The organism is Ignavibacterium sp. (genome assembly GCA_032027145.1).
In the GTDB taxonomy this organism is placed as follows: Bacteria; Bacteroidota; Ignavibacteria; order Ignavibacteriales; family Ignavibacteriaceae; genus IGN3.
Genome location: JAVSMP010000001.1, coordinates 1,807,700 through 1,833,018 on the forward strand (window position 1 = coordinate 1,807,700; position 25,319 = coordinate 1,833,018).

Below are 25,319 nucleotides of genomic sequence, written 5' to 3' on the forward strand. Positions count from 1 at the left end.
ATGAAAATTGTTTTTATGGGCACACCGGATTTTGCAATTCCTTCTTTAAGAATTCTTCTCGAAAAAAAATATAATGTTACTGCCGTAGTTACTCAACCTGATAAAGGAAGGGGAAGAGGACAAAAAGTTGCTTTTACTGCTGTTAAAAAATTTGCAGTTGCAAATAATCTACCTGTTTATCAACCCGATAAATTAAAAAATAATGCTGAATTTATTGAACAAATGAAATCTGTTGAGCCGGATTTATTTGTTGTGGTTGCATTCAGAATTTTACCAAAAGAAGTTTTTGAAATTCCAAAATATGGTTCATTTAATCTTCACGGATCATTTCTCCCTAAATATCGGGGTGCAGCGCCAATTCAGTGGGCATTAATTAATGGCGATACTGAAACTGGTTTAACAACATTTAAACTTGCCGAGCAAGTTGATACTGGAAATATTTATCTGCAGGAAAAAGTAAAAATAAACTCTGATGATAATTTTGAATCTTTACACGATAGAATGAGTCTGATTGGTGCTGAACTCGTCTTAAAAACTGTAAAACTGATTGAAAGCGGAATTGCAGAATTAAAAGAACAGGATGATTCAATTGCGTCACCTGCACCAAAGATTACTAAAGAAATATGTTTGATTAATTGGAATAAACCTGCGACAGAGGTTCATAATCTGGTGAGAGGTTTATCACCTTATCCGGCAGCCTATTTTTTACACAATAATAAAGTAATAAAGATATACAAATCAGAAGTTGTTAATTATCCCGATCTAAAACCCGGAGAAATACAGCATACAAAAACAGAATTGATTATTGGCTGTGGAAGTAATGCTTTGAGAATTCTTGAAATTCAACAGGAAGGAAAGCGGAGAATGACCACTGAAGATTTTTTGAGAGGGTTTAGAATGTGATATTTAAATAGTGTTTATTTCTGATGAATTCTTTTTTATAACTTCTGTTTTTTCTTAATCACCAATGTAACTGCAATTATTTTATTTTCAAGCACAACATTTTCTTTCTCCTGCTTTTTTATATAGTCAATAAATAAGTTTTCTTTATCCGGATTTTTTTCAATTAGTTCATAGCATCTTGCTTTTAGTTTATCAAACATATAATCATTAGTCTGTTTAATATCATCTATTTTAAAAATATCAGTTTCTGAAATAATCATTCCTGCTTTTTCGATTTGTTGTGTTATATCGGATTTTTTAAATATCAAGGGATGTGTAAATTCAGAACTATCTTCAATATAACTATCATCAATTAGAATAATTCCCGTTTCATTCAGGCAGTCAGATAAGGTATTTAAGGTAGTAAAGTAATCACCGAAGACCGGTCCAATAGCTCCCAGAATTATTGTATCGTAACCTGATATGTATTTAACTTTTTCTCTGATATCACCAACCTCAAACCTACAAAGTTGTTCAACACTATACTCCTTTGCTTTTTGCCGGGCGTATGTAATAAAATCCTGAACAGCATCTATTCCATAACAAAAGCAGTTGAGTTGTTGGGATATTTTTACTGAAACAGCACCTTTTCCGCAGCCTAAATCAAGCACTTTAAGATTACTATAATCAGTGAAATGTTTTTTAATTAATTTTATCATTGTATCAGGTATGGCTCCGAGCTCCCATAAGTCTTGCAAAATATAGGGAAGATAAGGAAAAATCTTAATATCCGAGCCATCCATTGCAGTAATTACACTTTCTTCCAGCGATTTCATTTTTTATCTCTCTGCAACAATTAGCATTTCATTGTCTTCACTTGTTGGTTTATCCTTATGTGAAAAAGCACAAAGAATGTTCTCTTCTATTCCAATTATCTATTTCTATTAATGCTTTCATTTTACTTCAGGTAATTCAGTATTTCATTAATTGATTGTAATTGAATAAAATTCTGGTGTTTAATGTTGTGTTCTTGTAGTTCGTGTGTCCAGGTAACATAATAAGGAATATGAGCACCTGTTGCTCCTAATTCCAATACCGGTAAAATGTCTGATTTTATTGAATTGCCTAACATTAAAAAATTTTCTGGTTTGCAGTCTAAGTGGTTGAGTAATTTCTGATAGTCACTTACTTTTTTTTCACTCATAATTTCAATATGATGAAAGTAGTGTTCCAATCCTGAATTTTTTAACTTTCTTTCCTGGTCTAACAAATCGCCTTTTGTTGCAACTAATAATTTATAACTACCATTTAATGCTTCCAAAGTTTCCTGAACACCCTTAAGAAGTTCAATTGGTTTTTGTAATAATTCGTGACCAATTTCAATAATTTTGTCAATTACATTCAACGAAACAGTCCTGTTTGAGATTCTGTTTGCTGTTTCTATCATACACAACAAAAAGCCCTTAATTCCATAACCATAGAGATGTAAATTCTTCATTTCGGTTTTGAAAAGTTCTTGTGAAATAGTGTTTTGTGGATGATAATTTTCAAGCAATGCACAAAATTGTTTTTCAGCTTCCTGAAAATAGGGTTCATTTACCCACAAAGTATCATCTGCGTCGAATGCAATGGTTGTTATTTTGTTATTCATTTTCTATTGTTCATTTTTTTGCTGGGTTGCTGTCGTTTTATCCTGACCAATAAAGTTTTACGGCTTAGCACAATAGCGAATTTTTAGCACAAAAGTTCATTCGAAGAACGAAAGTTGAACCTTGCACAAATGTCAAATCAAAGCCGTTCAGCCCAGCTTTGGCAATACCTTGTTATCGGTTGTTTTACTTTTTTATCTAAACAAAAAGTGTTGTTTGTTTCGTGTCTGCTGTCCCTTTTAGTTTGTATAAATTTTTTTTCTTTTCTTTAACAACTTCGATAAAATCTAATTTCTTTAAATAGTTGTTTAACTTCTGTGTTGTCCAAGGGAGATTTAGTTTTGCAAGAAGTTCTTTTGCACTCAATGGTCTGTCGATAAAAACTGTACGAATTTTAGCTTCGAGTGTTTCATTGTCTGTCGGTTCTGGAACAATAGATATTTGTTTTGTATCTGTTGTGTTGTAGGTTTTTGGCAATTCAACTCCGTTAAAGTCAATAGGAATTGCACCTTTTTGAATTAAGAGGTTATTCGCATTTTTTTCGTTTGGTTCAGGTTTTCTCACAAAGATTTTTCTACCTTTTCTTAAACCATCAACTACACCTGACCAAGTCCCGCCTTTTTCTGCTGATTCAGCAACATAGATTTCGTCAGCGAGTCCATAAATAATTGGATTTCGTGCCATTGCCAATTCTGCTTTCCACTGAGCTTTCGGAAAGAAAGTGCTTAGAACCAAAACATCTCCATCTATGATTTGCTTGTAATAGTTCTTAAAACCTGAACTAAAAGTCATTATACCTTGAGGTAATACTATAACACTTTGTCCCTTGTAGTTTATTGCTGAATCCAATGCTTGTTTGTCAACGCCTTTGGCAAAACCACTTACTACAACTTTAAATTCCTTAATCGCAAGTTTTGCAATGTTGTCTGTAAAGTTTAATGCAATTTCTGAAGCATCCCTTGAACCAACAATTGCAATAGATTTTTCTTCTAGGATTTTCTTGTTCCCTTTTACATACAATACCGCAGGAGAATGGGCTACCTTTAAATTTGTTTTTAATGTTTTGGAGTATTCGGGTGAAATGATTGGAATAATTTCAAAACCTTGACTAAAAAAAGATTCCGCCAAAAAAGCATTACTTGCTAATTCAGATTTTGCCAGTCTTAAATCTGAAACTTGTTTTTCATCTAATTGATATTGGTCTCTCCAAGCATTTTCATTTAACTGAAAAAACTCTTCAATAGATATTTTGTTTTCGTAAAAGAACCTTATGATGAGGTTATTTATTTTCAAATGTCCCCATCTTGGCAGGTGAGCCAATGCTATCCAATATGTTGCTTCTTCTTCTTTCATTTTATACTATGTCACCACCTACTGTTCTTGCAATTATAATAGGTGCAATTTTTATTGCCCCAAAGTTAGTTAATAATTTGCCTATTTCTTTCAAGGTTGCACCACTATCAAAGATATCGTCAACTAGCAAAATGCTCTTTCCTTTTATGTCATTTGGTGTTGTAAACGTGAAAGCACCACTTACATTGTCTGTCTTAAGATAACCATTTTTGAACACTTTTTGTTCTTTAGTCTGTCTTACTTTTACAAGATTATGGGAGATAGGAAGCTTTAAAACTTGTGAAATTTTAACAGCAAAGTTCTTTACCAAATCACCCGATGAAGTTGGAGGAACATAGAGAACCAAGTCAAATTTTTCTTGCCCAAACTTCTTGCGAAATGCCTTTAAAACTAATTTTAGTAAAAAATCAGGAAAGTCACCTCCTTGCTCATATTTAGAACGGTGCAATGCTGCACCAACTTTTGAAACACCATAATAGGATGCAGCTACACCGTTTACTATGTTAGAACCTTTAGATTCAACTTGGAGTTCAGGGAAATAATCTTCTCTGAAATTTTGAAGTTTTTCTGTCCATTCAGTTGTTACTAAAACATTAATTTTCTTTTCTCCTGTATTGTCACAGTTCATGAATGTATGATTTGAGTTGTCACCTAAGTAGTCGCAAAGAAATTTCATTCGAGATTTGTCGGTTTCAACATACGCAATCATATTTTCAAGATCTGTTAACTTTGCATTTCGCAACTCTTCAAATGCTTTTGTGTTTAAAGGTTGTGAGTTTGGAACAAACTCATATTTTTTACTTTTACCAATCATCACTTCGCGAATTATCCCTTGTTCAATCAAATCTGCTTTAATTACCCTAATTTGATTTCGATTAAAGTTGGTTCGCTTCATCAAGTCTCTCTCTCCAAGTAGTTCGGATTTTACAGCGGTAATAACCCTTTCATATTTCTTAATAGCTGGTCTGCCACCTTCAATAAATGCTTCTGGTAATTTTCTGTCTTCTGGATTGTAAAACAGAATGATGTATGAAGGTTGTCCATCTCTTCCTGCTCTACCAATTTCTTGATAATAATGAATCGGTGATTGTGGTATTTGAGTGTGAATAATAAATCGAATGTCGGGTTTGTCTATCCCCATTCCTAATGCGTTGGTTGAAATAATACATTTCCACTTATTATTCATCAAGCCGTTTTCTATTGTAATTCTCGAATCTGCATCCAAACTTGCATTGTAAGCAGTAGATGATATTTTAAGATGCTCAAACCATTTAGAATAAATTTCTGTATCAACTCTTGTTCCGGTATAAAGGATTCCTGAACCTGGCAGATTATTCAAGTTCTTACCCAGCCAAATCAATTTTTCATCTTCCGAGGAAACTTTGACGACAAATAATTTGAAATTGTCGCGCATTAAATTTCCCCTAATAGTCAAAATATTGTTACCGATTTGTTGTGCAACATCAAGTTCAACTCTTTTTGTTGCTGTTGCTGTAGTGGCTAAAACAGGAAGTCCTTTAGGTAATAACTTGACAAGATTAATTATTCTTTTAAACGCAGGTCGGAAGTCGTGTCCCCAAACAGAAATACAGTGTGCCTCATCGACTACCACCATTGACAGTTTCATTTGTCGAGTAGCTTCAATCCATTCGCTGTTTTCTTGTCGTTCAGGTGCTATGTAAAGAATTTTTATCTTGCCCTGTTTGGCTTCATTTATTATTTGTGAGTTTTCTTCTGGTGTTTGTTCACTATTGATACATTTTGCAGAAATCCCAAGAACCGTCAATTTCTTTACTTGGTCACGCATTAGTGCAATAAGAGGCGAGAATATTACTGTTGTCCCTTTAAATACTGTTGCAGGAAATTGAAAACATAGTGACTTACCAAAACCAGTCTTTTCGATAAGTAAAACCTTTTCGCCTTTCAGGATTTTTTCAATAGTAATCCACTGTTCGTCATAAAACTTAGTGAGTTTGAATGTTTGTTGTAAAATTGTTTCTGCTTCTTGTCTTGTCATTTACTTTCGTTCATTTTTTGAAGGTATGTTCGTTTGTGTACTGTTGTACTAAACTTGCCGCTGACGGTTACGTATATGAAACATTTGGCATTTCGAAGCATTTTCCTGTCAAGTTACAAGTACTCTTACCAGTGACTGCCAGATGTTTTATACACGATGTTGTGCGATCTTAGATTTTAAAACTCTTTCCTTTTTTGGATGCTATCTGACAGATAGAGTACATCACATTGGCTTCAAATTTCTATTAAGTCTATCAATAATCTTTTCCAGCCGGTCTTGACGGGTTTTGTCAGATTTGGCATCAAGATAAAATCCGGTATATGTACGCTGTACTGAATGCGACATAGCCACTAAATTGGTATAAGCAAGTTTATATGGATGAATAACTTCCATAAACTTCTTTATTTGTTCATCGGTAATAAGGATACGTTTAGCATTATCCCATGAACCATTTTTCTTCGCACGATCTATGGCTTCTAAGCCCTGTTGGGTCATTATGCCATTTTCAATAAGAGTTTGTGCAAGCTTTTTGTTTTTAATGGACCATTTGCTTTTCGGTAAACGCCTTGCAAAATACTTTTTATAAGTATTATCATCAAGAGATTGCATTTGTCCGTCTATCCATCCGTAACAAAGCGCCTCTTCCAATGCCTCGGCAGCAGAGAGAGTGATAAATTTCCCTTTTTTACTAAAAAGTATCCATATGCCATCGCTTTCTGATCCATACTTGCCAAGCCATTCCCGGAACGCTTGTCTATCAGTAAATGTCAATATTTTATTCATAGCCAATCAAAAAGTTGTAAAGCGAGATTATTCAACTGATGGTTTGGTAAACGACCAATGACTGTGGATTATTTTCCATTCGTTATTTTCTTCAAGCCTATACACCTCGGTGCAATTTTCTTTCCAGATAGTTTCGCCTGTGTTTGAGTGCAGGTTATAAGTCAGGACAGCCATTGTATCACTTTGTTGTACTACTGGATTTATTATTTCAAACTTGTCCATTTTTACTTTTCCGCGCATGCTTTCATACAACTCTTTTATTTTGTCCCAGCCATCGAGCCGCTTTTCCTGAGCGGGGTCAAAATACGTAAAGTCTTTCGAATAAAGATGGAGATAAGGAGAGGGATTGCCTTTGAGCCAGGCATCGAGGGCTTCTGTCTCCAAAGCAATTATTTTTTCAGTTATTGTAAGTTTGTTCATGATATTACATATAATATTGATAATTAAGTTGATTTCTGTATTGCAAGTTCTAAATCCTCAATTCGATGACTATTGATTAATTTTTGATAATCGTCTTCGTTTACCTGAATTTTTCCCTCACGGATTAACTTTAGGTTTTTCAGGTTGCGTTGCCATCTCTCAAGAACTTCATCTGACACTTTGAAGTTATTGCAAGGTTCAAACTGACGGGCTGGTATTCGAACTTTATATCCTAAAACTTCCAATTGACGCCTAATCTGTGGTATGTGATCGCTACCAAAAACAAAAACAATCCTATGTGCATTTCTGGAAGCAGCTAAACCATTTTCTACAATGCGTCTATTTCGTTCATTCCAATTTCCATGTGCTATTTCTGCAATCTGATTTGCACCTATTATTTTTTCAAATAATGAATCAACAATTGCTATATTCATTTCGTTATGAATGTCGTCATATACCGATGGGCTGTCAGATTCTTTAAATCTGGCAAAATAAGTCTTAGCAAAGGAGGAAACTTTTTCCAATACTGACTCAGGATATTCCTTCTCAGCTTTTAATTGGGTCGCATAATTGAGTCTCCAGTCAACAGGCTCAAATCTATAATTTAGTATTGATGCCATTTGTGCTAGAAAAGCGGCTTCCTGAGGAAAATAGCCTTCCATTACATTTTCATATGCTTCAGGTGTAATCTCTCCACAAACCAAATCAGGCTTCAAAGCACAAATCTGTGTCTGAAGATCGAGAAGGGAATAATGATATTCAGGATTAAAATGCCTTGAATGTATGGTCCCTACTATGAAAATTTCCGGCTTGTCATTAAATACGATTTCGCTTGACTCACCGGATAAAAGGGAAATTGCACAAAGACTAAGTAAAGAGTACAAAACTTTAATAAACATGTTGTATCTCATTTAAGTTTTAGTTTACTGTTATTCCGGTATCCTTTTCCCATCTTGTTTCCATCATTGGTGGTTCTGTTTCGTCTAATTTAATCTTTGCATTCCAAACATAGCTCTTTGGCCATTCTTTAAATACTTTTACCACCATGAACAAAATTTTAAGTATCAATCTTCTCTCATTCGGTTGCCATCCTTTATTTGGCTGAAGCCGTAATTCTATCTCATTTTTTATTCTTTGCAGATGATACTCACCAGATAATCTTCCTGTTGACTTGTCTGTTGTGATAATGAAATTTCCATCAACAATCACTTCATCTCTTAAGCATAACAAATCAGGTATAGGTGGTGAAAAGTAAATATAAAGTTGATGTTTTTTATTCTTTACGTTAATGCTACTAATTTCAAAATGCCCATCATTATCAACCAATTCATAATTTATCCCGTTGCTTTGTATAAAGTTATTCTTGTCAGGTTTCATTGGTAATAAAGGACCACAAAAGCTTTTATTCAAATCCACATTAAATGTATCTGCCGAATATCTGGTGAAATAATTTTTACCACAATCAATCGGAAGTGGAAAAGTATCCGGTTTATGCTTTAATCCATCAATTGAGATTTCAATAGTCGAGTATTTTTGTTTTGTAAATGACATTTCATATAACGAATATATTGGGAGAGCCATTGGCTTTCTGGGTAGCACTCCAATAGGTGCGAGCAAGAAAAAGGGTCTTTTTTTAAGCCTGTTTGTTTCTTTGACAGTAACTTTTATTTCACGATGAATTTTGTCTTCAAATGCAAAGAAAACTTCTAAATAGTCAGCACTTACTTCGAATTTTGTTTCCACCATAGGTCTCACAAAAAAGCTAACATCATTTAAGATATCGGATTGTGAGCAAAACGGATACCCCTCCTGATGATAAACATCAGTTGAGCCATCCTTTCGGTAAGCAATTACCAAAAATCGCTTTTCGCCATTTTTATCACATGCCTGCTGTAGTTCGAAGACATTATAGAACTCATCAGGATCCTTTTCAAAATTAACCAGAATCAAGTGTTCCATATCGTCAATATTTAAACTAAAAGGCGAAAAAAAAATACCTTCAGACTTTTTAGAGTAAATATTTGTTTTCTTTAAAAAAGCCTCTGCTTTCATTTTAACATATTTTTGTCTTTAACCCAAGAAATCAATGTGTCAAAGTCGGTTCCAGAAAAATTTTCAAGTCATATTTCGCAGTTGTTCATTTTTATTTCGTCGTTCGTTTTACAACGGCAGCCAATGTTCTCGTTTTGCGTTCGTGCGGGGTATGAACCCACTTTCCCAAACCAAAACCCAATACCTAAAATTAGCAAAAGTTTTTAATTAGAACCACACAACCACCGCCTGATACAAAACCCGTGTTAGTGGTTCGATGTTATTTTTGTTACACATTATCATTATCTAATTTGTAGTGTCCAAGTTGAATAAGTCCGTTTAAGTTATCATATTCAACCCAACTTTCTTTAATTCTACCTTCTGTCACACGAAAGAAACAATTGAAATCTGCTGTTAATTTTTTACCTGTCGGGGCAAAGTTTATAAGCTTCCCTAACTGTGTCCCAGAAAAATTTATTCTCGCGGCAACTAAGTCGCCTTCTTCTATTGCGAAAATTATTGTCTCTTGTAAATCAGGAAAAGTATCTAATTCTGTCTGATGAAATTTAACTAATCCAACATTTGTTTTTATTTCCTTTGGTTCTGATGAGCTATATCTTATGAAGTCATTGTGAACTAAGGTTAAAACTCTGTCCCAATCTTTTTGATTTGTAGCGTTGATAAATTCCGCTACTATTTCTTTATTACTTTTCATTTAGGTTGTAAATATTCAAAATATTGTTGCTTTTTATTATCGGATGTCAATTTGTTTATTTATCTCTTGTAGAAAAATAATATTTCTCCATTATCATTCATAATCAGCTCAGGTATGCCATTATTTGGATGAAATGATATTGATGTCAAACTAGCATTGTCCATTAGAAACTTGTTGGCATCAATTTGAATTAGTCTTGTGTTGTTAATTTTTAATTCATTATTTTCGTGTGAGACCTCTATAGCCATTTCATTTCCATTTTGGGTAGTGAAATAATTACCAACATATAATTTATTTCTTTCTGAATGTTTGTATGTTTTCGTTAAATGTTTTTCTTTTACATATTTAATAACTTCATCTACAATCAAGTCCACATTAAAATCACCGCTATTTGAAAGAACAATTATTGCCAATCCGATTTCTGGTACAACTTTGTAATAGGAACGAAATCCTAAATAGTAGCCTGAATGTTGCACTAATTGGGATGCGAATTCAGATTTCAACAGCTTTTGTGTGTTTTGGTAATATCTAAATAAATCCTGAGTTGTTGAGAAAGCATTTCCTGATCCCCAGAAATTTCTAAAATTGAAATTTGGAATATAATAAACAATGTTATTGCGAGAATAGAATCCAGCAGTATGACCTTTTTCTGTAGAATAATCGTTAAATAGACCTGTGTTTAACATTTGATAAGGTTGGAAAATTGTTTCATTTAAGTAAACATCCAAAGGTTTATTCGTCAATTTCTCAATTATATAAGCAAGAATTAAGTAGTTAGAATTTGAATATGATATTTGACTACCTGGTTCAAACTCTAATTGCTGAAATAAATTAATTTGCTTAAACAAATCGGTTAATGAAATTGAATCCTGTAATTCGCTTGGAATATTAAAACGTGAAATTCGGTTATGTATGTCAGGAATACCTGACTTGTGATACAGTAAATCCGATATTGTTATTCTGCTCGAAAAATTAAAATAGTTATAATATTGAGATATGGTATCATTCAGTGACAATTTTTGATTTTCAGCCAGAAGCAATATGGATTGTTTAATAAAAAGTTTTGTAATGGATGCTATTGGAAATACTGTAATGGGAGTGTTTTTAATTTTCTTTTTTTTATCGGAATATCCATAAGCATTATTCAGAATTATGCTGTCTTTAATAGCTATTAGAACAGTCCCTGAAAAATTATTATCTACGGCAATTTTCTCAATTCTTTTATCCAAATCTGTTATTTGACAAGACGAGAAAATAAATACCATTAAAGTTAAAAGTATTGTTTTCATTTGTTTTAAATAGTTGCTAACAGTTTGGGCTTAGCGAAGTGGCGGATTTTACGCATCCCGATATATCGGGATTCAATCGAAGAACTACCGTTGAATTTTGCACTTCTGCCCGCCTGACACAAAACCCTTATTGTAAGCCGTATTATATTCTTTTTATCATAGTCCAAGATGTATCTGTTTCTTCTACAATCTCACATCCAAGCCGTTTATACAGGTTTGAAGCAATGTTTGCCTTATCCACACTTAGGGACAAATATTTCACTCCAATTTTTTCATACTCGGTTGCGATTGCCTTAATCAATTCGGTTCCGATTCCTTGGTTTCGATATTCTGATTTGACTGCCATACTCAATTCAGGCGTATTATCGTCAATATATCCAAACCCTTTATTCTCATTTGTCAATAAACGCCCCCAAATTGCCCCAACAAGTTTATTGTCAATTTCCACAACCAATGCAATGTCAAACTTGTCCTTTTTCCAATTTTCAATGTATTTGAATAAAGATTTGTCCTTAATGACTTCTTTTGGTAAAGGGGCATGTCCTTCCGGAATGAAAATCGCTTCATACAACATATCGGCTAAGAAGTCCGATTCAGATATTTTAAGTTCCCTTATCATTTTGTTCACTCTAATGGCTTACAACGGTTTGGGTATTGCCGAAGGCGGGGATTTTTAGCACAAAAGTTCAATCGAAGAACTGCTGTTGAACCTTGCACAAATGTTTCATAGAAGCACTTCTGCCGCCATATTGCCAAGCCGATGTTGGCGGTAGTTATTCTTGGTTTCCGTTTATTTCGTTCAACCATTGTCTGTCAATATTTACTGTTTTGAATGGAAGCTCATTTTCATTATTGTTTCTGATAAAAAGGAAAAGTCTTGAAAACAACTCTTGCTTTAAATTTATTGCAGCCTGTGCGTTAAAGTTTTGGTCACGCCAAATCTCAATAATTCTGCTTGGCAAATAGAACCCAAATTCTAAGTTATCATTAATTGTTATTGTCCAATAGTCTAGTGTTCTTCGTCTATAATGAAATTGAGCAGAAAGTCTCTGTCTATTTAATAGTTGTTCTCTCGGGTTTTCTGTATTTGAGAATAAAAAGAGCATATCACCACTTTCAAGTAAGCCAATAAATACCCTATTCTCAAACTCATAAAAGGAATTTAAAATTGTCCGAATATGTGAGTCAGTTTCTCTTGTAAATCTTTCCCCGTTTTGATTGTCATTTCCTTTGAGATACTGTGTTAAATCGTTTAAGTCATTTTCTTGAAATTGTGAAAGGTAAGCGTCTGTAATTTGATGAAACAAGTCACAAATATTGACAGGTAAAAACCATCGCAAACAAATTAATGGTATTTTGTTATTTGCAGCAAATTCAAAAGCATCTTTTGAAAAATCTTCTACTGTCGCTACTCCAACTTGATATTGAAATCTTTGTCTATTGTCAATCGCAAGAATAGTCCGTCTGTTATTTTGCCTTCTTTGGATATGGTCTCTTGTTACAATTTCAAATTCATTTATGTCTGTCCTAAGTCCGAGTGCATTTCGTATTATGGTTAACCCAATTGTCTTGTTATATGCCTTACATTCAAAATTTATCCTTGATGGATATGAAAACGGGATTTGCATAGGCGGATTTAGCAATACGTCTGCATCGTGTGCAGCACCTTTCCCGTTAATAAATGTCAACCCCCGTTGTCTGTAAATGAAAAGTCCGTCAGGAACTACTGATATAAAACCACAATTTAACAACAGTCGTCTGACTATAAATTCAAGTAAACTTCCTTTGATTTTCGCTGCACTCATCTTTGATATATCGTCTTTTTATAATTACCGCCAACGGTTCGGGTATTGCCGAAGGCGGGGATTTTTAGCACAAAAGTTTAATCGAAGAACAAAAGTTGAACCTTGCACAAATGCCCAATCGAAGCCGTTCAGTCCCGCTTTTGGCAATACCTTGTTAGCGGTTCGTGCTTCTTTCGTCATTGGGCTGTGTCGTATCATCTTTCGTCCAACGCTTTTTTGATTGATGCAAAGAGTGTCTTGGTGTGCTTTGCGATGTTAGTCTTGTGTTTACCACTTCGTTGATAAAACTTGTTCATCTGTTTGTGCATGTCTCTATGCTTAAAAAAGTCAATTGGTTCTTGGTTTTTACCGTCAATTTTTTTGTGCTTGCTGTAAAATGTTGATGAGAAACGAAATGCCTCTTTTACGATTTTATCTAAAGGTTCAAGTTCTGCAACATAAGAGTTTCGCCTCTCTGCCATTAGTCGGAATTGGTCGCGGACGGAATTCTTTTTCAACTCTGAGCCAAGTAAATTCCATAGCAGATTGAGAACATGCCATTTTGCATATGCGTATTTATTTGTCCCTTTGCTCCAGTATTCAACGTCTCTGTAAAGCCAATAGACAAGTAGGTAATCAGTCGCTTTCCTGCCGTCAAAGATTTTAGAATAAACATCATCCTCAAACAAACGGTCTTTACCTAAACGAACTTCATAAGGATCTAATGCACACGCTGCACAAGCTCTTGCTAACTGCTCCTTGTTTATTCTGAAACTGTATTTGTCTGCACCATACTTGACAGCTTCTGACTTGCTCATTCTCTTGCGGATGTAGAAGTAATTTAACTTCTTAAATTCTTTTTCAATTCTGACCTGCTCCGCATCATTTGATTTTAAGTCAGACTGTGAGATTGCATTTTGCCAATTAGTTGCTGAAACAATTTCACTTACTAAATGGCGGTATTGATTATTATGATGGTCATTGTCTCTTGGAATTTCAATGAGTTTAATAAGAACTTCGGCATCGTTCTTTGCTGATAATGCTAAAGTCCTTGTCGTTTGTTGCCCATTGATAATTTGTGCGCTGGTAACTTTAATAATATTGCTACTCCCTTTTTTAATTTGCCTTGCTTCATCGCAAACAATTGTAATACCGTTGTTGTAATACCAAAAATATTCTGGCTCATTTTCAATTGTGCTTTTCATAACTTTGTTTATCTCGGTGTTTCCAAGATAGCCACGAATATTTCTTGCAAACAACCTTATTCCTAAATCACGATAAAGTTTACCTACATCGTTACCCTGCATTGTAAATATCCAAGAAGTAATTCCTGTTCCTCTGTCAATGCGATTAAAAACTTCCGTTCCTTGCACTGGCAGCGAAATTGTCGGAACAGGTGGTGCTGCTCCTTCAATGTAATCCTGCATTAGTTTCATCAAGTCTTTGAAGGCAAAAGTTTCAAATCTTGCTGTCTCAAAATCTTCAACTCTACTTTCTCCTTCACGAATGTTTGTGTCGCTGATTTTACCTGTCGTTACATACCTAACTACTAATTGATAGTCTCTTTGTTGAATAAGTTTGCGGCTTTCAGAAAGAAATTGTTTTACAGTTGGGTTTGCTTTGTGGAGTATTGCTTCAAATGCTTCTTTTCTGTCGGTCATTAAAGCTCTCGCAAGGTCAGCCAGTGCGATAATGCTAGAACGAGGTTCAAGTGCTGCACTATTTTGATGATATTTTCCTTGAATAATGAAAATAATTCTGTTGTCATGGTCAATGTAAATTGCGTCCGAACTTTTGTCGCCTGCTTTACCAGTCAAACTGTCAACGGCTTGTTTCTCATCGTCTGTAATAAATGCTCGCATGAACCAAACTACAAATGCGTTGTCTGGTGTCAAATGAGGATACCTGTCCCTAAGCTCTAAAATTTCTTTTTGCAAGTCTTTGAAAAAGTCTGTCGTCATAGTTTGCTTAATTGTTTGTTGTTGTCAAAGCTAATTTTATGTAGTATTGGTCAGAGTTCGCATTGTCGCCAAAGAATGACCGCTAACTACGTGTTTACCGCAATGCGTGAAACCATCGTAGATGGTTAGTAATACGCAACAGCTTTATTTATTATTGCTTAAAAATTATCAAAATTCTTCATTATACTCAATACGGCAAAGTCTGAAGATCAGTAGGTTGTTCTAATTGTAAAATTTCTGTAACAACATAATTACTATTGCCGCGCCAGGGGATTGCATTTAAATATTCTTTATACCTCAATTCCACAAATCTTCCGCTGTATCGCTCAAGTATTTGCGCAACACTATCTTCAGCAATACTGAATTCAAATTCATTACTTTGCATTTGATTAGGTGTGGGAGTTTTAAAACCTTGTTGAATTAATCTTCCTTCCCAGGTTTTAAAAATATATCCTTTCTTTACAATAAAATTAAGATTGCCTGCTTTTACACCTTCACCAAAAACAAAATAATACCTCCACCAAAAAACTATTGCAAGTATTACAATCAATAGTGGAATTCCGATTTTCAATACTTTTTTCATTTTGATATCCTTTTTGATATGCTAAAATTATAAGGACAGCGGATATTACAAAATAAGATTGTAAAAATGAGACTTCATTTTGCTAACTTTGAACAATCGTAAACAATAATTCTGAATAATGAAAAACACAAGTTTATTTTTTTTGATTCTGTTATCCTTTACTCAACTAATTACAGCACAGGAATTTGATGAAGTGAAGGATGATTCCACCGGAATGGAAATTTATTTAATTGATGCTTATGTAAAACCCGAACCGCCTTATACTTTTATTTTATCTTTTTTTACAAGTGAATTTTGTACCAGCAAGGTAGTAATTGATAATCACTATGAATTTGTAGTCTCAGATAGTTTAAGTGAAACTCATTCTTCACAAATTGATATATCAGCATTAAAATTTACCGAAAGAAATGTCCGGTTTGTTATTGAAACAGTTGATTCAAATGGAAAAAAGTCAGAATCTGAAGAGTTTGAATTTGACCTTCCTTATGAACCGGCTATTGCAGAAGGCTCAAGTATCTGGACGTTGTGCTTGTTTGCTGGTTCTGTTTTTCTTTTACCTATGCCGGGTTATGTTATAGCAGATAACCACAGTTCTTTTAGTATTACCAAAGATCTGCCGATAATTTCTTTTAGAGCAAAAAGAGGAAACTATCCGTCTGGTTACATTTCATTAGAATATACTTATGTTTTTGATATACGTTATAATAATTATTTAAGATTTGGTTATAAGAAAATATTTCCGATTGATTATGTAGAATATATTTCACCCGGACTTACTGCCTATACTAATTTTATGGGACAAAATGGTATTGCGCCCGAAATCTCTATCGGCTGGTTTACACTTCTTGATACTTTTACTTTTTATACCAGGTACAGATATAACATAAAACCAAAAGATTCTTCTTCAAACTTCCATGAAATTAATCTTGGTCTTTACACCAGATTTCTTTCAATTTATTTGTAAATATAGGTATTAGATTAGTGTTAAGTTTTAGCAGGAATTTTCTTTAAATTCGCACACAATTTTTCAATAAACTGTTTGCAAATGAAAAGAACTGTCTGGCTTTGGATAATTGCTTTTATCCTTACGCTTCTTACTGCAGCTTATCAGCGAGTTACTGGCCCAACTTATCCAATCAGCGGCAAAGTTAATATTGATGGAAAAGTTATCAGTTATTCTTTTGACCGGAGTCATGGCGGCAATGGAGATCATCTTATTAAAATCAAAACTGATGAAAGTGATATTTCAGGTTTATTGCAGTGGAAACGTTTTAAAACATCTGATGATTGGGAATCAAGTTCATTAGTTTATAAAGAAGGTTTTTTAACAGGTACACTTCCTCATCAGCCGCCTGCTGGAAAGCTGATGTATAAAATTACTCTTGAAAAGAATGAAAAATTATTTCCACTTAATGATGGACATCCTGTCGTTATAAGATTTAAAGGTGATGTACCTGCGTTTATAATTATACCGCATGTTATTTTGATGTTTCTTGCAATGATGTTATCTGCAAGAGCTGGTTTGGAATTTTTCAATTACAAACCTGATTATAAAAAATTAGTTTACTGGACATTTGTAATATTAATTCTTGGTGGAATGATATTAGGTCCAATAATGCAAAAATATGCTTTCGGAGAATTCTGGACCGGTGTGCCATTCGGAATTGATTTGACAGATAATAAAACTCTTTTAGCTGTAGTAGGCTGGATAGTTGCATTAGCTGCATTAAAGAAGTCTGCAAAACCGCAGCGATGGGTTATTTTTGCTTCAATATTTATGTTTATAATTTATCTGATACCACATAGTGTGCTTGGGTCTGAATTAGATTATAATGAACTTGATAAACAACAGAATAAAATTGAACAAAGTATTGAATAGTTAATGAATGAAGTGAAAGAACAGATATTTTCAGTTTCAGAGATAACCAGGTCAATTAAGTTCGTACTCGAATCGAACTTTGAGAAGCTGAGTATTGAGGGTGAATTATCTAATTTTAAAGCTCACAGCTCTGGTCATTGGTACTTTAGCTTAAAAGATGAAGAAGCAGTAATTAATTGTACTATGTGGAAGGGTGTAAACAATTATGTGTTTTTTACTCCCGAAGATGGGATGAAAGTTATTATTACCGGAAGACTTACAGTTTATGCACCAAGAGGAAGTTATCAGATAGATGTTCGTACAATGAAACCCGCTGGTGTTGGAGAATTACAGGCTGCTTTTGAAAGATTAAAAAGAAAACTTTTTGATGAAGGTTTGTTTGATGAGCAGTATAAAAAAACGATACCTTTTTTTTCAAAAAAAATTGCATTGCTCACATCTTCGGAAGGTGCTGCTGTCAGAGATATGATATCTGTTGCAGAAAGAAGATTTCCGTTAGTAGAATTATTAATCGTTCCAACCAAAGTGCAGGGTGCAGATGCAGCTAAGGAAATTGTAGAAAATCTTACTAAAGTAAATTCATTAAAAGATATTGATGTCATTATTCTTGCCCGCGGCGGTGGTTCGATCGAAGACCTGTGGTCATTTAATGAAGAGATTGTTGCGAGGGCTATTTTCAAATCTGATATTCCGATTATTACTGGTATTGGTCACGAAGTTGATTTTACAATAGCGGATTTTGTTTCTGATTTGAGAGCACCAACTCCTTCTGTTGCAATGGAATTAGCTACTCCAGACCAGGAAGAATTTAGGAATTTTGTTATAGATAATTCTGCCGCAATAGTTAGTTCAATTAATAGTATTTTGGATGAGTACAGATCGGAAATAGAATATCAGGCTAATTCTTATACATTCAAATATCCTTTGGAAAGAGTTAGAAATTACTCTCAGCAGATTGATACCTTAAGTGTTAAGATAAATAATCTTACTGAAAAGAAATTATTATCAAATAATTCAAAGATACTGCTGCTTTCAAAAACCCTTGAAGGATATGATATTCAAAAGAGTTTAAAAAAAGGATTTGCACTAATCAGGCAAAATTCAAAATTTGTAACCAGAAAGAATAATTTTAATAAATCTGAAACGCATACAATACAATTTTATGATGGAGAAATTAAAATATAATGAGTAAGAAAAAATCTTTAGATAGTTTTGAAGATAAATTAAAACGTCTCGAAGCAATTACAGAGAAGCTTGAAAGCGGTGAAACAGGTTTGGAGCAATCCATTGTTTTATTTGAAGAAGGTGTTAAATTATCAAAAGAATGTATTTCAATTCTTAATAAAGCTGAACTGAAAATAACTACGTTACAAAAAGAGTTAAACAATATTTCTACAAATGATGAAGATTAAAATCAGATAAAACGGAGATCCATTAATGTCAGATACGCAGAAATACCCGGTCCTTTCAAAAGTAAATTATCCATCGGATATAAAACAAATGAGTATAACAGAATTAAAAGAGCTTTGCAAAGATTTGCGCGAATATCTGGTTGATACTATTTCGGAAATAGGCGGGCACTTTGGCGGTGGATTAGGGGCGGTTGAACTTACTGTTGCTATTCATAAAGTTTTTAATACACCATACGATCTGGTGGTTTGGGATACAGGTCATCAGGCATATCCTCATAAGATTTTAACCGGCAGAAAAGAAGCATTAAAGAAAATAAGAAAATTAAAAGGTATAAGCGGATTTCTTAAAAGAAATGAAAGTGAATATGATGCTTTCGGTGCCGGACACGCAACTACTTCAATTTCAGCAGCGCTTGGAATGGCAGTTGCGAGAGACTTAAACAATGAACCTAACCGGAAAGTAATTGCTGTTATTGGTGATGGAGCTATGACTGGCGGGATGGCTTATGAAGCAATGAATAACTCGGGCATTCTAAAATCTGATCTTATAGTTGTTCTCAACGATAATAAAATGTCTATTGCTCCAAATGTATGGCAGATATCTAATTACTTTACTGAAATGATTGCACATCCTGAATACAATAAATTTAAAGGACAGGTCTGGGATCTTACCGGAAAACTTGATCACTTTGGTGACCGGCTTAGAAAAATTGCATCACGGCTCGAAAGCGGTATTAAAGCTGTCGTTACACCGGGGATGCTTTTTGAAGCACTTGGGTTCAGATACTTTGGACCAGTAAACGGACACAACTTATATCAGCTTATCAAGTTATTTGAAAAGACAAAAGAACTTAAAGGACCGATTTTAATCCACACTGTTACAGAAAAAGGTAAAGGATATAAACCTGCTGAAGATCATAGCCAACAATGGCATGCTTCAACTCCGTTCGATAAATTAACCGGTCAGGTGATTAAAAAAGGATCGTCAACTCCTTCTTACACAAAAATATTTGGACAGGCATTAGTAGAAGTTGTAAAATCAAATCCTAAGGTTGTTGGTATTACAGGTGCAATGCCCGATGGAACAGGTTTGGATTATCTACAGGAACATTGCCCGAAAAATTATTTTGATGTTGGAATTGCTGAGGAACACGGAGTTACATTTGCTGCCGGATTAGCAACTCAGGGAATCATACCTGTGGTCGCCATTTACTCGACTTTTCTTCAAAGGGCTTTTGATCAGATAATTCATGATATTGCTCTTCAAAAACTGCATGTTGTGTTTGTTATGGATAGAGCCGGTTTGGTTGGTGCTGATGGACCTACGCATCACGGAGTTTTTGATCTTAGCTATTTGAGAATGATTCCAGGTATGGTAATAATGGCTCCAAAAGATGAAGCGGAACTTCGTAATATGCTTTATACTGCCGTTGAATATAAACAAGGACCAATTGCTTTAAGATATCCGCGTGGTTCAGCACTTGGTGTAGAAATTAAAGATGGATTTACAGCTTTAGAAATTGGTAAAGCTGAAAAACTAATTGAAGGTGATGATGTTGCACTTCTTGCATTAGGTGCAATGGTTAATTATTCATTGAAAGCTGCATCAATACTTAAAGAACAGGGAATAAATTGTGAAGTAATAAATATGAGATTTGCAAAACCCCTTGATTCAGATATGCTTGATTATGTTGCTTCTAAGTTTACTAAGATAGTTACACTCGAAGAAAACAATCTGCCCGGGGGTTTTGGAAGCGGAGTTGCAGAATACTTTATATCAAAAAATTATAAGAACGATATAAACTTTATCGGCATTCCTGATAAATTTGTTGAACACGGTACTCAGGAAGAGCTTCATCATTTGCTTGGAATAGATCCTGTTGGTATTGTTGAAAGAGTTACAGCTTTTACACGTTTAAATAAAAACCATGAGGTTCGGTTATAATGGATAAGGTTAAAATTGGAGTTATCGGATTAGGAGGAGTTGCCCAATTAGTTCATCTTCCGAATTTGGCAAAGATGAGGAATATTGAGTTAACCGCAGTTGCTGAGACAAATAAAAGTCGTTTAAATACCATCGCTGATAAATTTAATGTAAAAAATAAATATTCAAATTACCTTGACCTGCTTGAGAAAAATAATGTTGATGCTGTAATTATAACAACTCCCACAAGTACACACACCGAAATTGCAATAGACTGTTTGAATGCTGGTAAAGATGTATTGGTTGAAAAACCGTTGGCAAGAACTTATAATGAAGCAAAAAAAATTACGGAAGCTGCAAAAAAGAATAAGAGAAAATTAATGGTAGGGATGAATCTAAGATATCGACCGGATACGATGCTGATCAGAAGTTTTTTGAATTCTGGTGAGATAGGAGACCCTTTCTACTTAAAATGCGGATGGATCAGAAAGCAAAGCAGCAGTCAAAAATGGTTTACAAAAAAAGAGGAATCCGGCGGAGGTGTAATAATTGATCTTGGAATTCATTTATTTGATTTAGCTCTTTGGCTTTTGAATTATCCGGATATATTATCAGTATCAACCCAGAATTTTCATCATTACACAAAGAGCGTTGAAGATACATCAATAAATTGTATTAAATGTAAAGATTCTGCAGTAATCAATCTTGAAGTTAGCTGGTCATTACCAATAGAAAGAGATTTTTTCTTTTTAGATGTTTATGGTACTAAAGGTACAGTTTCAGCAAATCCTTTCAGATTGATTAAACGGGTAGAGAATGAATATATTAATTTGACCCCAAACCTTCCTGATAATCCAGCAAGTTTATTTAAAAAATCATATATCAATGAGTTAAAAAGTTTTGTTGGTGCAATTATCGGATTAAATCCGATTCTCTCTTCCGGTGAAGAGGCTGTGCACAGAATGAAAGTTATTGAAGCAATGTATGAGTCAGATAACAAAAAACTTGAGATAAAACTCTGAATTAAGCCGTAGAAGACTTTATTTGAAAACTTTACTGGAAAACTTATTTTTTAGTAGTTTTATGCAAAAATCTTGAAATTTTCTCAAATTAGACTGATTAAGAAATTTAAGTCACTTACCCAAAATTGGAGTGTTGCTTTTAAAAAAATTTAAATCGGCGGAAAGTTTGACATAAAACCATTGTTTTATTAGATTAGCACGCTCAAAATAGAAATTATGAGGAAAAAATGTTCGCAGTAGTAGATATTTTAGGACAACAGTTTAAAGTATCAGAAAATAATAAATATTATGTACCGCGCTTAACTCAGGAACCTGAAAGTGAAATAACATTTGATAAGGTTTTATTGTTAAGTGATGGTAAGGAAACTAAGGTTGGTAATCCGGTTGTTGAAGGTGCTAAAGTTACAGCAAAGGTTCTTGAGCATTTAAAAGATGATAAAGTTCTTGTTTTCAAAAAGAAAAGAAGAAAAGCATATCAAAAGTTGAATGGTCACAGACAACAATTAACCAGAATAGAAGTTACCCAGATAGGATAAAGGAGATTTAATTATGGCACATAAAAAAGGTCAAGGTTCATCACGAAACGGAAGAGACAGTAATGCACAGCGTCTTGGTGTTAAAAGATTTGGCGGTGAGAATGTGCTTGCTGGTAATATTTTAGTCAGACAAAAAGGAACAAAATTTCATCCCGGCGTTAATGTTAAAAGAGGCGGAGACGATACTTTGTTTGCAGTTGCCGATGGAATTGTAAAGTTTGAAGTTAAACGCGGTGACAGAAAATATGTAAGTGTTTATCCCGTTAATTAAATAAACTTTTTTTAGAAATTTAAAAACCCGATTCAATTGAATCGGGTTTTTTTATTAATCAAAATCATTTTTTAAAACAAACCCAACCTCTTTAAGAAATTGGGTTTGTGAAAGTAACATTTTACTTAAGCAGCATCATCTTTCTGGAAGAAATGTATTCGCCGGATTGTAATCTATAGATGTAAACACCGCTTGCCAGTTGTGATGCATTAAAGCTTACTTCATATCTGCCAGCAGTTTTTTGTTCATTAACCAATGTTGCCACTTCACTACCAAGTATATCATAAACCTTAAGTGTAACAATTCCATCTTTTGGCAGTTGGTATTTAATAGTTGTGCTTGGATTAAATGGATTCGGATAATTTTGTGCCAACTCATAAGTTGTTGGTAATCCTTCACCTTTGAAGTTCCTTTTTATTAAATTTGATTTTTCAAGGTTAATATCATCCCGCTGGAAATCAGATATAAACAAGTTAACATCTTTACTAACAGTAGTAAATAATCTCAGAAAGTAATCTCCGCTTTCTATGCCCGAGCAATCCACAAGGTAACCGGTATTATTATATTCATCTACGTTTGATTTGTTATAAGTAATATTATCAAAGGTACCAATAACCTGATTTGTTGCCGAATTAACAAGCTCACATTTAAAGTTTACATAAAAAATGTCTGTTAATACTGAATCAGCCAGAGAAGGGTTTACAACATAATAATAATTTGAAAAAATCAGTTCACTTTGAGAGTTTAGATTAAATGATTCAGTTCTTGCAAACTCGTTTAATTCTTCCAAACTATTAACAGGCAGCGTATCTATTCTTTCAATAAATTGGATAGTTTGACCATTTAATGACACATCTCCGATATTAAATAAAAACTCCATACCATTTTTTTCAACAACACCTGCTCTGCCGTAGCTTATATCTGCAATTTCAGTTTCGCCGATTTTTGATAAACCTCCCTGAACAAAATTATTTGTACATTTATTCAACAGGTATGGAGCGGGTGTTGAAGTATTAAAAACCATTACCTTAATGTTATCGAAACTGCTTCCGTTACTAACCATTGTTTGTATTCCGCTTGTTGATAAATTAGCAATTGTACTGTAGTTGCCATTAGAGTTTCGTTTAACAAATTTGGAATACAAACCATTACTTTCGCTCCAGGTTATTATTGAACCAGCTGAAGAATTGATTGAATTGTTATTTGTAAAATTAACATTGTTACTAAAATTTGTAGAACCACCCCAACTGTTGTTATAACCAGCCTTAACAACGACAGCTTCTCTTTTTAACCCGTAGTCATTTTCTTTTGCTATGATTTTTGATTGAGTGTTATTATATGCTCCCAGCCAGCTAACAAGAAGATAGGTTGGTGAGCCACTTGAAACACTTATATTAGGATAATTGTTTTTTGTAAAACCACTGCCGTCGGATAAAATATTGATAGGATTGTACCACCAAGTAGCTGTGTTCTTAATATAAGCCTGTTTATAATTTATTTTATTTAAGGATTCAAACACAAGATGAAAATTTTGTGGAAATACTGCAATAGACGGATTTATTGAATTGGCATCTGTCTCGGGAATTGAGTTTTCTGAGCCCCAATTCCAGTTACCCCCAATTTTCCATTTTGTTTTTTCTTTTAATCCTTCAGTGCTGTTTTTCCGATATACAACAGTTATAAAATACGCACCAGCACCTACAATGGGTTTTGCATTACCGAAATATGAAACTGGATATTGAGCCAAGAACTGTTCCGATATATAGTGATAAATACCGGAACTTGTAGGTTGATAATCTATTAACTTAATATATGTATTAGAAGGATTGCCGGGGGAGTATTTTTCAAAAACTATATAAACAATATTACCGTAATAAGCTATGGCAGGATTTTTAGCATCAACATCAACCCATTGTTCTTCAGCCCACTGACCATCAAAGTTTGAAGTTAAGCTGTGTGTATAGTAAACATTTCCCATAGATTCATATACCAAATGATATATCCCGTTATCTGTTCTTACCATTTTACGCTGACTGTTGCTGCTTATACCTGTTGTTGAATTAGACATAAGTTGTCCTTTTAATGTAGCGATTGCAACAGCGTTTGGAGAGTTAAATACAATCCCGGTTTCTGCACCCGGAGATTGAATTGTAACACCTGAACCACCCCATCCAATAGGATAGAACTTTCTGTTTTGACCATTAACTGAAATTATCTGCTCATCAGGCATACCGACTTTGTAGTAGGGTTTATTAGGATTTTGTGGATCAGGTGTTTGTCCCAGGAAGACGCCTTTGTAAACATCCCCGTCGTAACTGGTTGAATAATCAGGCATAAATGGAGATGGTTGCTCTCTAAAAGGGGCACTCATACCTTGATTGCGTAAACCATATGGTGGTTCCGTTGTATCAGCTAACCACGGGTCTTTGAATTTAATATTACCACCACTTAAAGTTGTACCCTCAAGACTGTTTTTGATTGTGATACCAGTAATTTTGGGTATGAATCTTGAAAAAACTTGAGTTGTTGTAGCTTTGAGTGAAAGTGTATCCCAATTTCTATAACATTTATTAGAAAGATTATCTTCCCACCTGTTAAATTTTTCGTAACTCAATGGTTTAAAATCCTGAATAGAAAGGAAATGATGTTTATCCAATGACAAAGTAATTGGTTGCGCCGGAGGAACTGAATTCCATATTGAGTTATCCCAGTAGGAAGCTTGACCAAATGGTTGATTGTCATTGCCTAATTGCTTCAAATAAAATGTAACAAAAGGTTCAATAAACCCTGTTGTTATCAGGGAAAATT

General features: G+C 34.1%; 24 protein-coding genes. 9 read left to right on the top strand and 15 right to left on the bottom strand.

Going from position 1 to position 25,319, the window contains the following annotated elements:
* Window positions 1–903: a methionyl-tRNA formyltransferase gene (gene fmt / locus ROY99_07520; protein ID MDT3696228.1), complete on the top strand. Its 903-nt coding sequence runs from the start codon at window positions 1–3 to the stop codon at window positions 901–903.
* A 35-nt stretch (window positions 904–938) separates the two neighbouring features.
* Here the strand turns inward: fmt and ROY99_07525 are convergent, their stop codons facing one another.
* The 14 genes from ROY99_07525 to ROY99_07590 all read right to left on the bottom strand — a co-directional run bounded on the left by ROY99_07525 (window position 939) and on the right by ROY99_07590 (window position 15,467).
* Window positions 939–1,718, bottom strand: coding sequence for a class I SAM-dependent methyltransferase (locus ROY99_07525; protein ID MDT3696229.1), 780 nt, complete (start codon window positions 1,716–1,718; stop codon window positions 939–941).
* A gap of 122 nt (window positions 1,719–1,840) precedes the next feature.
* Entirely contained in the window at window positions 1,841–2,533 is a 693-nt protein-coding gene (locus ROY99_07530) for an HAD family hydrolase (protein MDT3696230.1), read from the bottom strand.
* 196 nt (window positions 2,534–2,729) lie between these two features.
* Window positions 2,730–3,884: a DNA-processing protein DprA gene (locus ROY99_07535; GenBank protein ID MDT3696231.1), complete on the bottom strand. Its 1,155-nt coding sequence runs from the start codon at window positions 3,882–3,884 to the stop codon at window positions 2,730–2,732.
* A gap of 1 nt (window position 3,885) precedes the next feature.
* A complete protein-coding gene (locus ROY99_07540; protein ID MDT3696232.1) occupies window positions 3,886–5,901 on the bottom strand; it encodes a RecQ family ATP-dependent DNA helicase in 2,016 nt (671 codons plus the stop codon).
* A 222-nt stretch (window positions 5,902–6,123) separates the two neighbouring features.
* Entirely contained in the window at window positions 6,124–6,684 is a 561-nt protein-coding gene (locus ROY99_07545; GenBank protein MDT3696233.1) for a YdeI/OmpD-associated family protein, read from the bottom strand.
* 27 nt (window positions 6,685–6,711) lie between these two features.
* Window positions 6,712–7,104 carry a nuclear transport factor 2 family protein gene (locus ROY99_07550; protein ID MDT3696234.1) on the bottom strand — a complete coding sequence of 131 codons (393 nt, stop codon included), beginning with the start codon at window positions 7,102–7,104 and terminating at the stop codon, window positions 6,712–6,714.
* A 23-nt stretch (window positions 7,105–7,127) separates the two neighbouring features.
* Window positions 7,128–8,015, bottom strand: a complete 888-nt coding sequence (locus tag ROY99_07555) for a hypothetical protein (GenBank protein ID MDT3696235.1) — start codon at window positions 8,013–8,015, stop codon at window positions 7,128–7,130.
* A gap of 7 nt (window positions 8,016–8,022) precedes the next feature.
* Window positions 8,023–9,156 (bottom strand): hypothetical protein, encoded by a 1,134-nt coding sequence (locus tag ROY99_07560; GenBank protein ID MDT3696236.1) that lies wholly within the window; start codon window positions 9,154–9,156, stop codon window positions 8,023–8,025.
* Between the two features lie 268 nt (window positions 9,157–9,424).
* On the bottom strand, window positions 9,425–9,850 hold the full coding sequence (locus ROY99_07565) for an ester cyclase (protein MDT3696237.1): 426 nt from the start codon (window positions 9,848–9,850) through the stop codon (window positions 9,425–9,427).
* A gap of 59 nt (window positions 9,851–9,909) precedes the next feature.
* Window positions 9,910–11,139, bottom strand: a complete 1,230-nt coding sequence (locus tag ROY99_07570) for a serine hydrolase domain-containing protein (GenBank protein ID MDT3696238.1) — start codon at window positions 11,137–11,139, stop codon at window positions 9,910–9,912.
* Window positions 11,140–11,281: 142 nt separating this feature from the next.
* A complete protein-coding gene (locus ROY99_07575) occupies window positions 11,282–11,758 on the bottom strand; it encodes a GNAT family N-acetyltransferase (GenBank protein ID MDT3696239.1) in 477 nt (158 codons plus the stop codon).
* Between the two features lie 154 nt (window positions 11,759–11,912).
* On the bottom strand, window positions 11,913–12,944 hold the full coding sequence (locus ROY99_07580; GenBank protein MDT3696240.1) for a hypothetical protein: 1,032 nt from the start codon (window positions 12,942–12,944) through the stop codon (window positions 11,913–11,915).
* A gap of 194 nt (window positions 12,945–13,138) precedes the next feature.
* The gene (locus ROY99_07585) at window positions 13,139–14,884 is read right to left on the bottom strand and encodes an AIPR family protein (GenBank protein MDT3696241.1); all 1,746 of its coding nucleotides are present in this window, start codon (window positions 14,882–14,884) and stop codon (window positions 13,139–13,141) included.
* 187 nt (window positions 14,885–15,071) lie between these two features.
* On the bottom strand, window positions 15,072–15,467 hold the full coding sequence (locus ROY99_07590) for a hypothetical protein (protein MDT3696242.1): 396 nt from the start codon (window positions 15,465–15,467) through the stop codon (window positions 15,072–15,074).
* Between the two features lie 118 nt (window positions 15,468–15,585).
* On the opposite strand from ROY99_07590, the gene ROY99_07595 reads away from it, so the two are divergent.
* From ROY99_07595 to rpmA, 8 genes are all read left to right on the top strand, one after another.
* On the top strand, window positions 15,586–16,431 hold the full coding sequence (locus ROY99_07595; GenBank protein ID MDT3696243.1) for a hypothetical protein: 846 nt from the start codon (window positions 15,586–15,588) through the stop codon (window positions 16,429–16,431).
* An 81-nt stretch (window positions 16,432–16,512) separates the two neighbouring features.
* A complete protein-coding gene (locus ROY99_07600; protein MDT3696244.1) occupies window positions 16,513–17,346 on the top strand; it encodes a hypothetical protein in 834 nt (277 codons plus the stop codon).
* A 3-nt stretch (window positions 17,347–17,349) separates the two neighbouring features.
* Window positions 17,350–18,531: an exodeoxyribonuclease VII large subunit gene (gene xseA, locus ROY99_07605; protein MDT3696245.1), complete on the top strand. Its 1,182-nt coding sequence runs from the start codon at window positions 17,350–17,352 to the stop codon at window positions 18,529–18,531.
* Window positions 18,531–18,758 (top strand): exodeoxyribonuclease VII small subunit, encoded by a 228-nt coding sequence (gene xseB / locus ROY99_07610; GenBank protein ID MDT3696246.1) that lies wholly within the window; start codon window positions 18,531–18,533, stop codon window positions 18,756–18,758. Before xseA ends, xseB begins: the two co-directional genes overlap by 1 nt.
* Before the next feature lie 25 nt (window positions 18,759–18,783).
* Entirely contained in the window at window positions 18,784–20,703 is a 1,920-nt protein-coding gene (gene dxs / locus ROY99_07615; protein ID MDT3696247.1) for a 1-deoxy-D-xylulose-5-phosphate synthase, read from the top strand.
* Entirely contained in the window at window positions 20,703–21,704 is a 1,002-nt protein-coding gene (locus ROY99_07620; GenBank protein ID MDT3696248.1) for a Gfo/Idh/MocA family oxidoreductase, read from the top strand. The genes dxs and ROY99_07620 overlap by 1 nt, the downstream gene beginning before the upstream one ends.
* Before the next feature lie 227 nt (window positions 21,705–21,931).
* Window positions 21,932–22,240 carry a 50S ribosomal protein L21 gene (gene rplU, locus ROY99_07625; GenBank protein MDT3696249.1) on the top strand — a complete coding sequence of 103 codons (309 nt, stop codon included), beginning with the start codon at window positions 21,932–21,934 and terminating at the stop codon, window positions 22,238–22,240.
* Window positions 22,241–22,253: 13 nt separating this feature from the next.
* Window positions 22,254–22,511, top strand: coding sequence for a 50S ribosomal protein L27 (gene rpmA, locus ROY99_07630; GenBank protein MDT3696250.1), 258 nt, complete (start codon window positions 22,254–22,256; stop codon window positions 22,509–22,511).
* Between the two features lie 121 nt (window positions 22,512–22,632).
* On the opposite strand, the gene ROY99_07635 is transcribed toward rpmA, so the two are convergent.
* Window positions 22,633–25,269 carry a T9SS type A sorting domain-containing protein gene (locus ROY99_07635; GenBank protein ID MDT3696251.1) on the bottom strand — a complete coding sequence of 879 codons (2,637 nt, stop codon included), beginning with the start codon at window positions 25,267–25,269 and terminating at the stop codon, window positions 22,633–22,635.
* Between the last annotated feature and the right edge of the window lie 50 nt (window positions 25,270–25,319).

Excerpts from the sequence above, each read along its gene's own strand:
- ROY99_07560 (MDT3696236.1), bottom strand. The coding sequence starts at position 9,156 with ATGAAAGCAGAGGCTTTTTTAAAGAAAACAAATATTTACTCTAAAAAG.
- ROY99_07555 (MDT3696235.1), bottom strand. The coding sequence starts at position 8,015 with ATGAGATACAACATGTTTATTAAAGTTTTGTACTCTTTACTTAGTCTT.
- ROY99_07580 (MDT3696240.1), bottom strand. The coding sequence starts at position 12,944 with ATGAGTGCAGCGAAAATCAAAGGAAGTTTACTTGAATTTATAGTCAGA.
- ROY99_07595 (MDT3696243.1), top strand. The coding sequence starts at position 15,586 with ATGAAAAACACAAGTTTATTTTTTTTGATTCTGTTATCCTTTACTCAA.
- ROY99_07545 (MDT3696233.1), bottom strand. The coding sequence starts at position 6,684 with ATGAATAAAATATTGACATTTACTGATAGACAAGCGTTCCGGGAATGG.
- ROY99_07620 (MDT3696248.1), top strand. The coding sequence starts at position 20,703 with ATGGATAAGGTTAAAATTGGAGTTATCGGATTAGGAGGAGTTGCCCAA.
- ROY99_07530 (MDT3696230.1), bottom strand. The coding sequence starts at position 2,533 with ATGAATAACAAAATAACAACCATTGCATTCGACGCAGATGATACTTTG.
- fmt (MDT3696228.1), top strand. The coding sequence starts at position 1 with ATGAAAATTGTTTTTATGGGCACACCGGATTTTGCAATTCCTTCTTTA.
- ROY99_07540 (MDT3696232.1), bottom strand. The coding sequence starts at position 5,901 with ATGACAAGACAAGAAGCAGAAACAATTTTACAACAAACATTCAAACTC.
- ROY99_07590 (MDT3696242.1), bottom strand. The coding sequence starts at position 15,467 with ATGAAAAAAGTATTGAAAATCGGAATTCCACTATTGATTGTAATACTT.
- ROY99_07585 (MDT3696241.1), bottom strand. The coding sequence starts at position 14,884 with ATGACGACAGACTTTTTCAAAGACTTGCAAAAAGAAATTTTAGAGCTT.
- ROY99_07600 (MDT3696244.1), top strand. The coding sequence starts at position 16,513 with ATGAAAAGAACTGTCTGGCTTTGGATAATTGCTTTTATCCTTACGCTT.
- ROY99_07550 (MDT3696234.1), bottom strand. The coding sequence starts at position 7,104 with ATGAACAAACTTACAATAACTGAAAAAATAATTGCTTTGGAGACAGAA.
- rpmA (MDT3696250.1), top strand. The coding sequence starts at position 22,254 with ATGGCACATAAAAAAGGTCAAGGTTCATCACGAAACGGAAGAGACAGT.
- xseB (MDT3696246.1), top strand. The coding sequence starts at position 18,531 with ATGAGTAAGAAAAAATCTTTAGATAGTTTTGAAGATAAATTAAAACGT.
- xseA (MDT3696245.1), top strand. The coding sequence starts at position 17,350 with ATGAATGAAGTGAAAGAACAGATATTTTCAGTTTCAGAGATAACCAGG.
- ROY99_07525 (MDT3696229.1), bottom strand. The coding sequence starts at position 1,718 with ATGAAATCGCTGGAAGAAAGTGTAATTACTGCAATGGATGGCTCGGAT.
- ROY99_07535 (MDT3696231.1), bottom strand. The coding sequence starts at position 3,884 with ATGAAAGAAGAAGAAGCAACATATTGGATAGCATTGGCTCACCTGCCA.
- dxs (MDT3696247.1), top strand. The coding sequence starts at position 18,784 with ATGTCAGATACGCAGAAATACCCGGTCCTTTCAAAAGTAAATTATCCA.
- ROY99_07570 (MDT3696238.1), bottom strand. The coding sequence starts at position 11,139 with ATGAAAACAATACTTTTAACTTTAATGGTATTTATTTTCTCGTCTTGT.
- ROY99_07575 (MDT3696239.1), bottom strand. The coding sequence starts at position 11,758 with ATGATAAGGGAACTTAAAATATCTGAATCGGACTTCTTAGCCGATATG.
- ROY99_07565 (MDT3696237.1), bottom strand. The coding sequence starts at position 9,850 with ATGAAAAGTAATAAAGAAATAGTAGCGGAATTTATCAACGCTACAAAT.
- rplU (MDT3696249.1), top strand. The coding sequence starts at position 21,932 with ATGTTCGCAGTAGTAGATATTTTAGGACAACAGTTTAAAGTATCAGAA.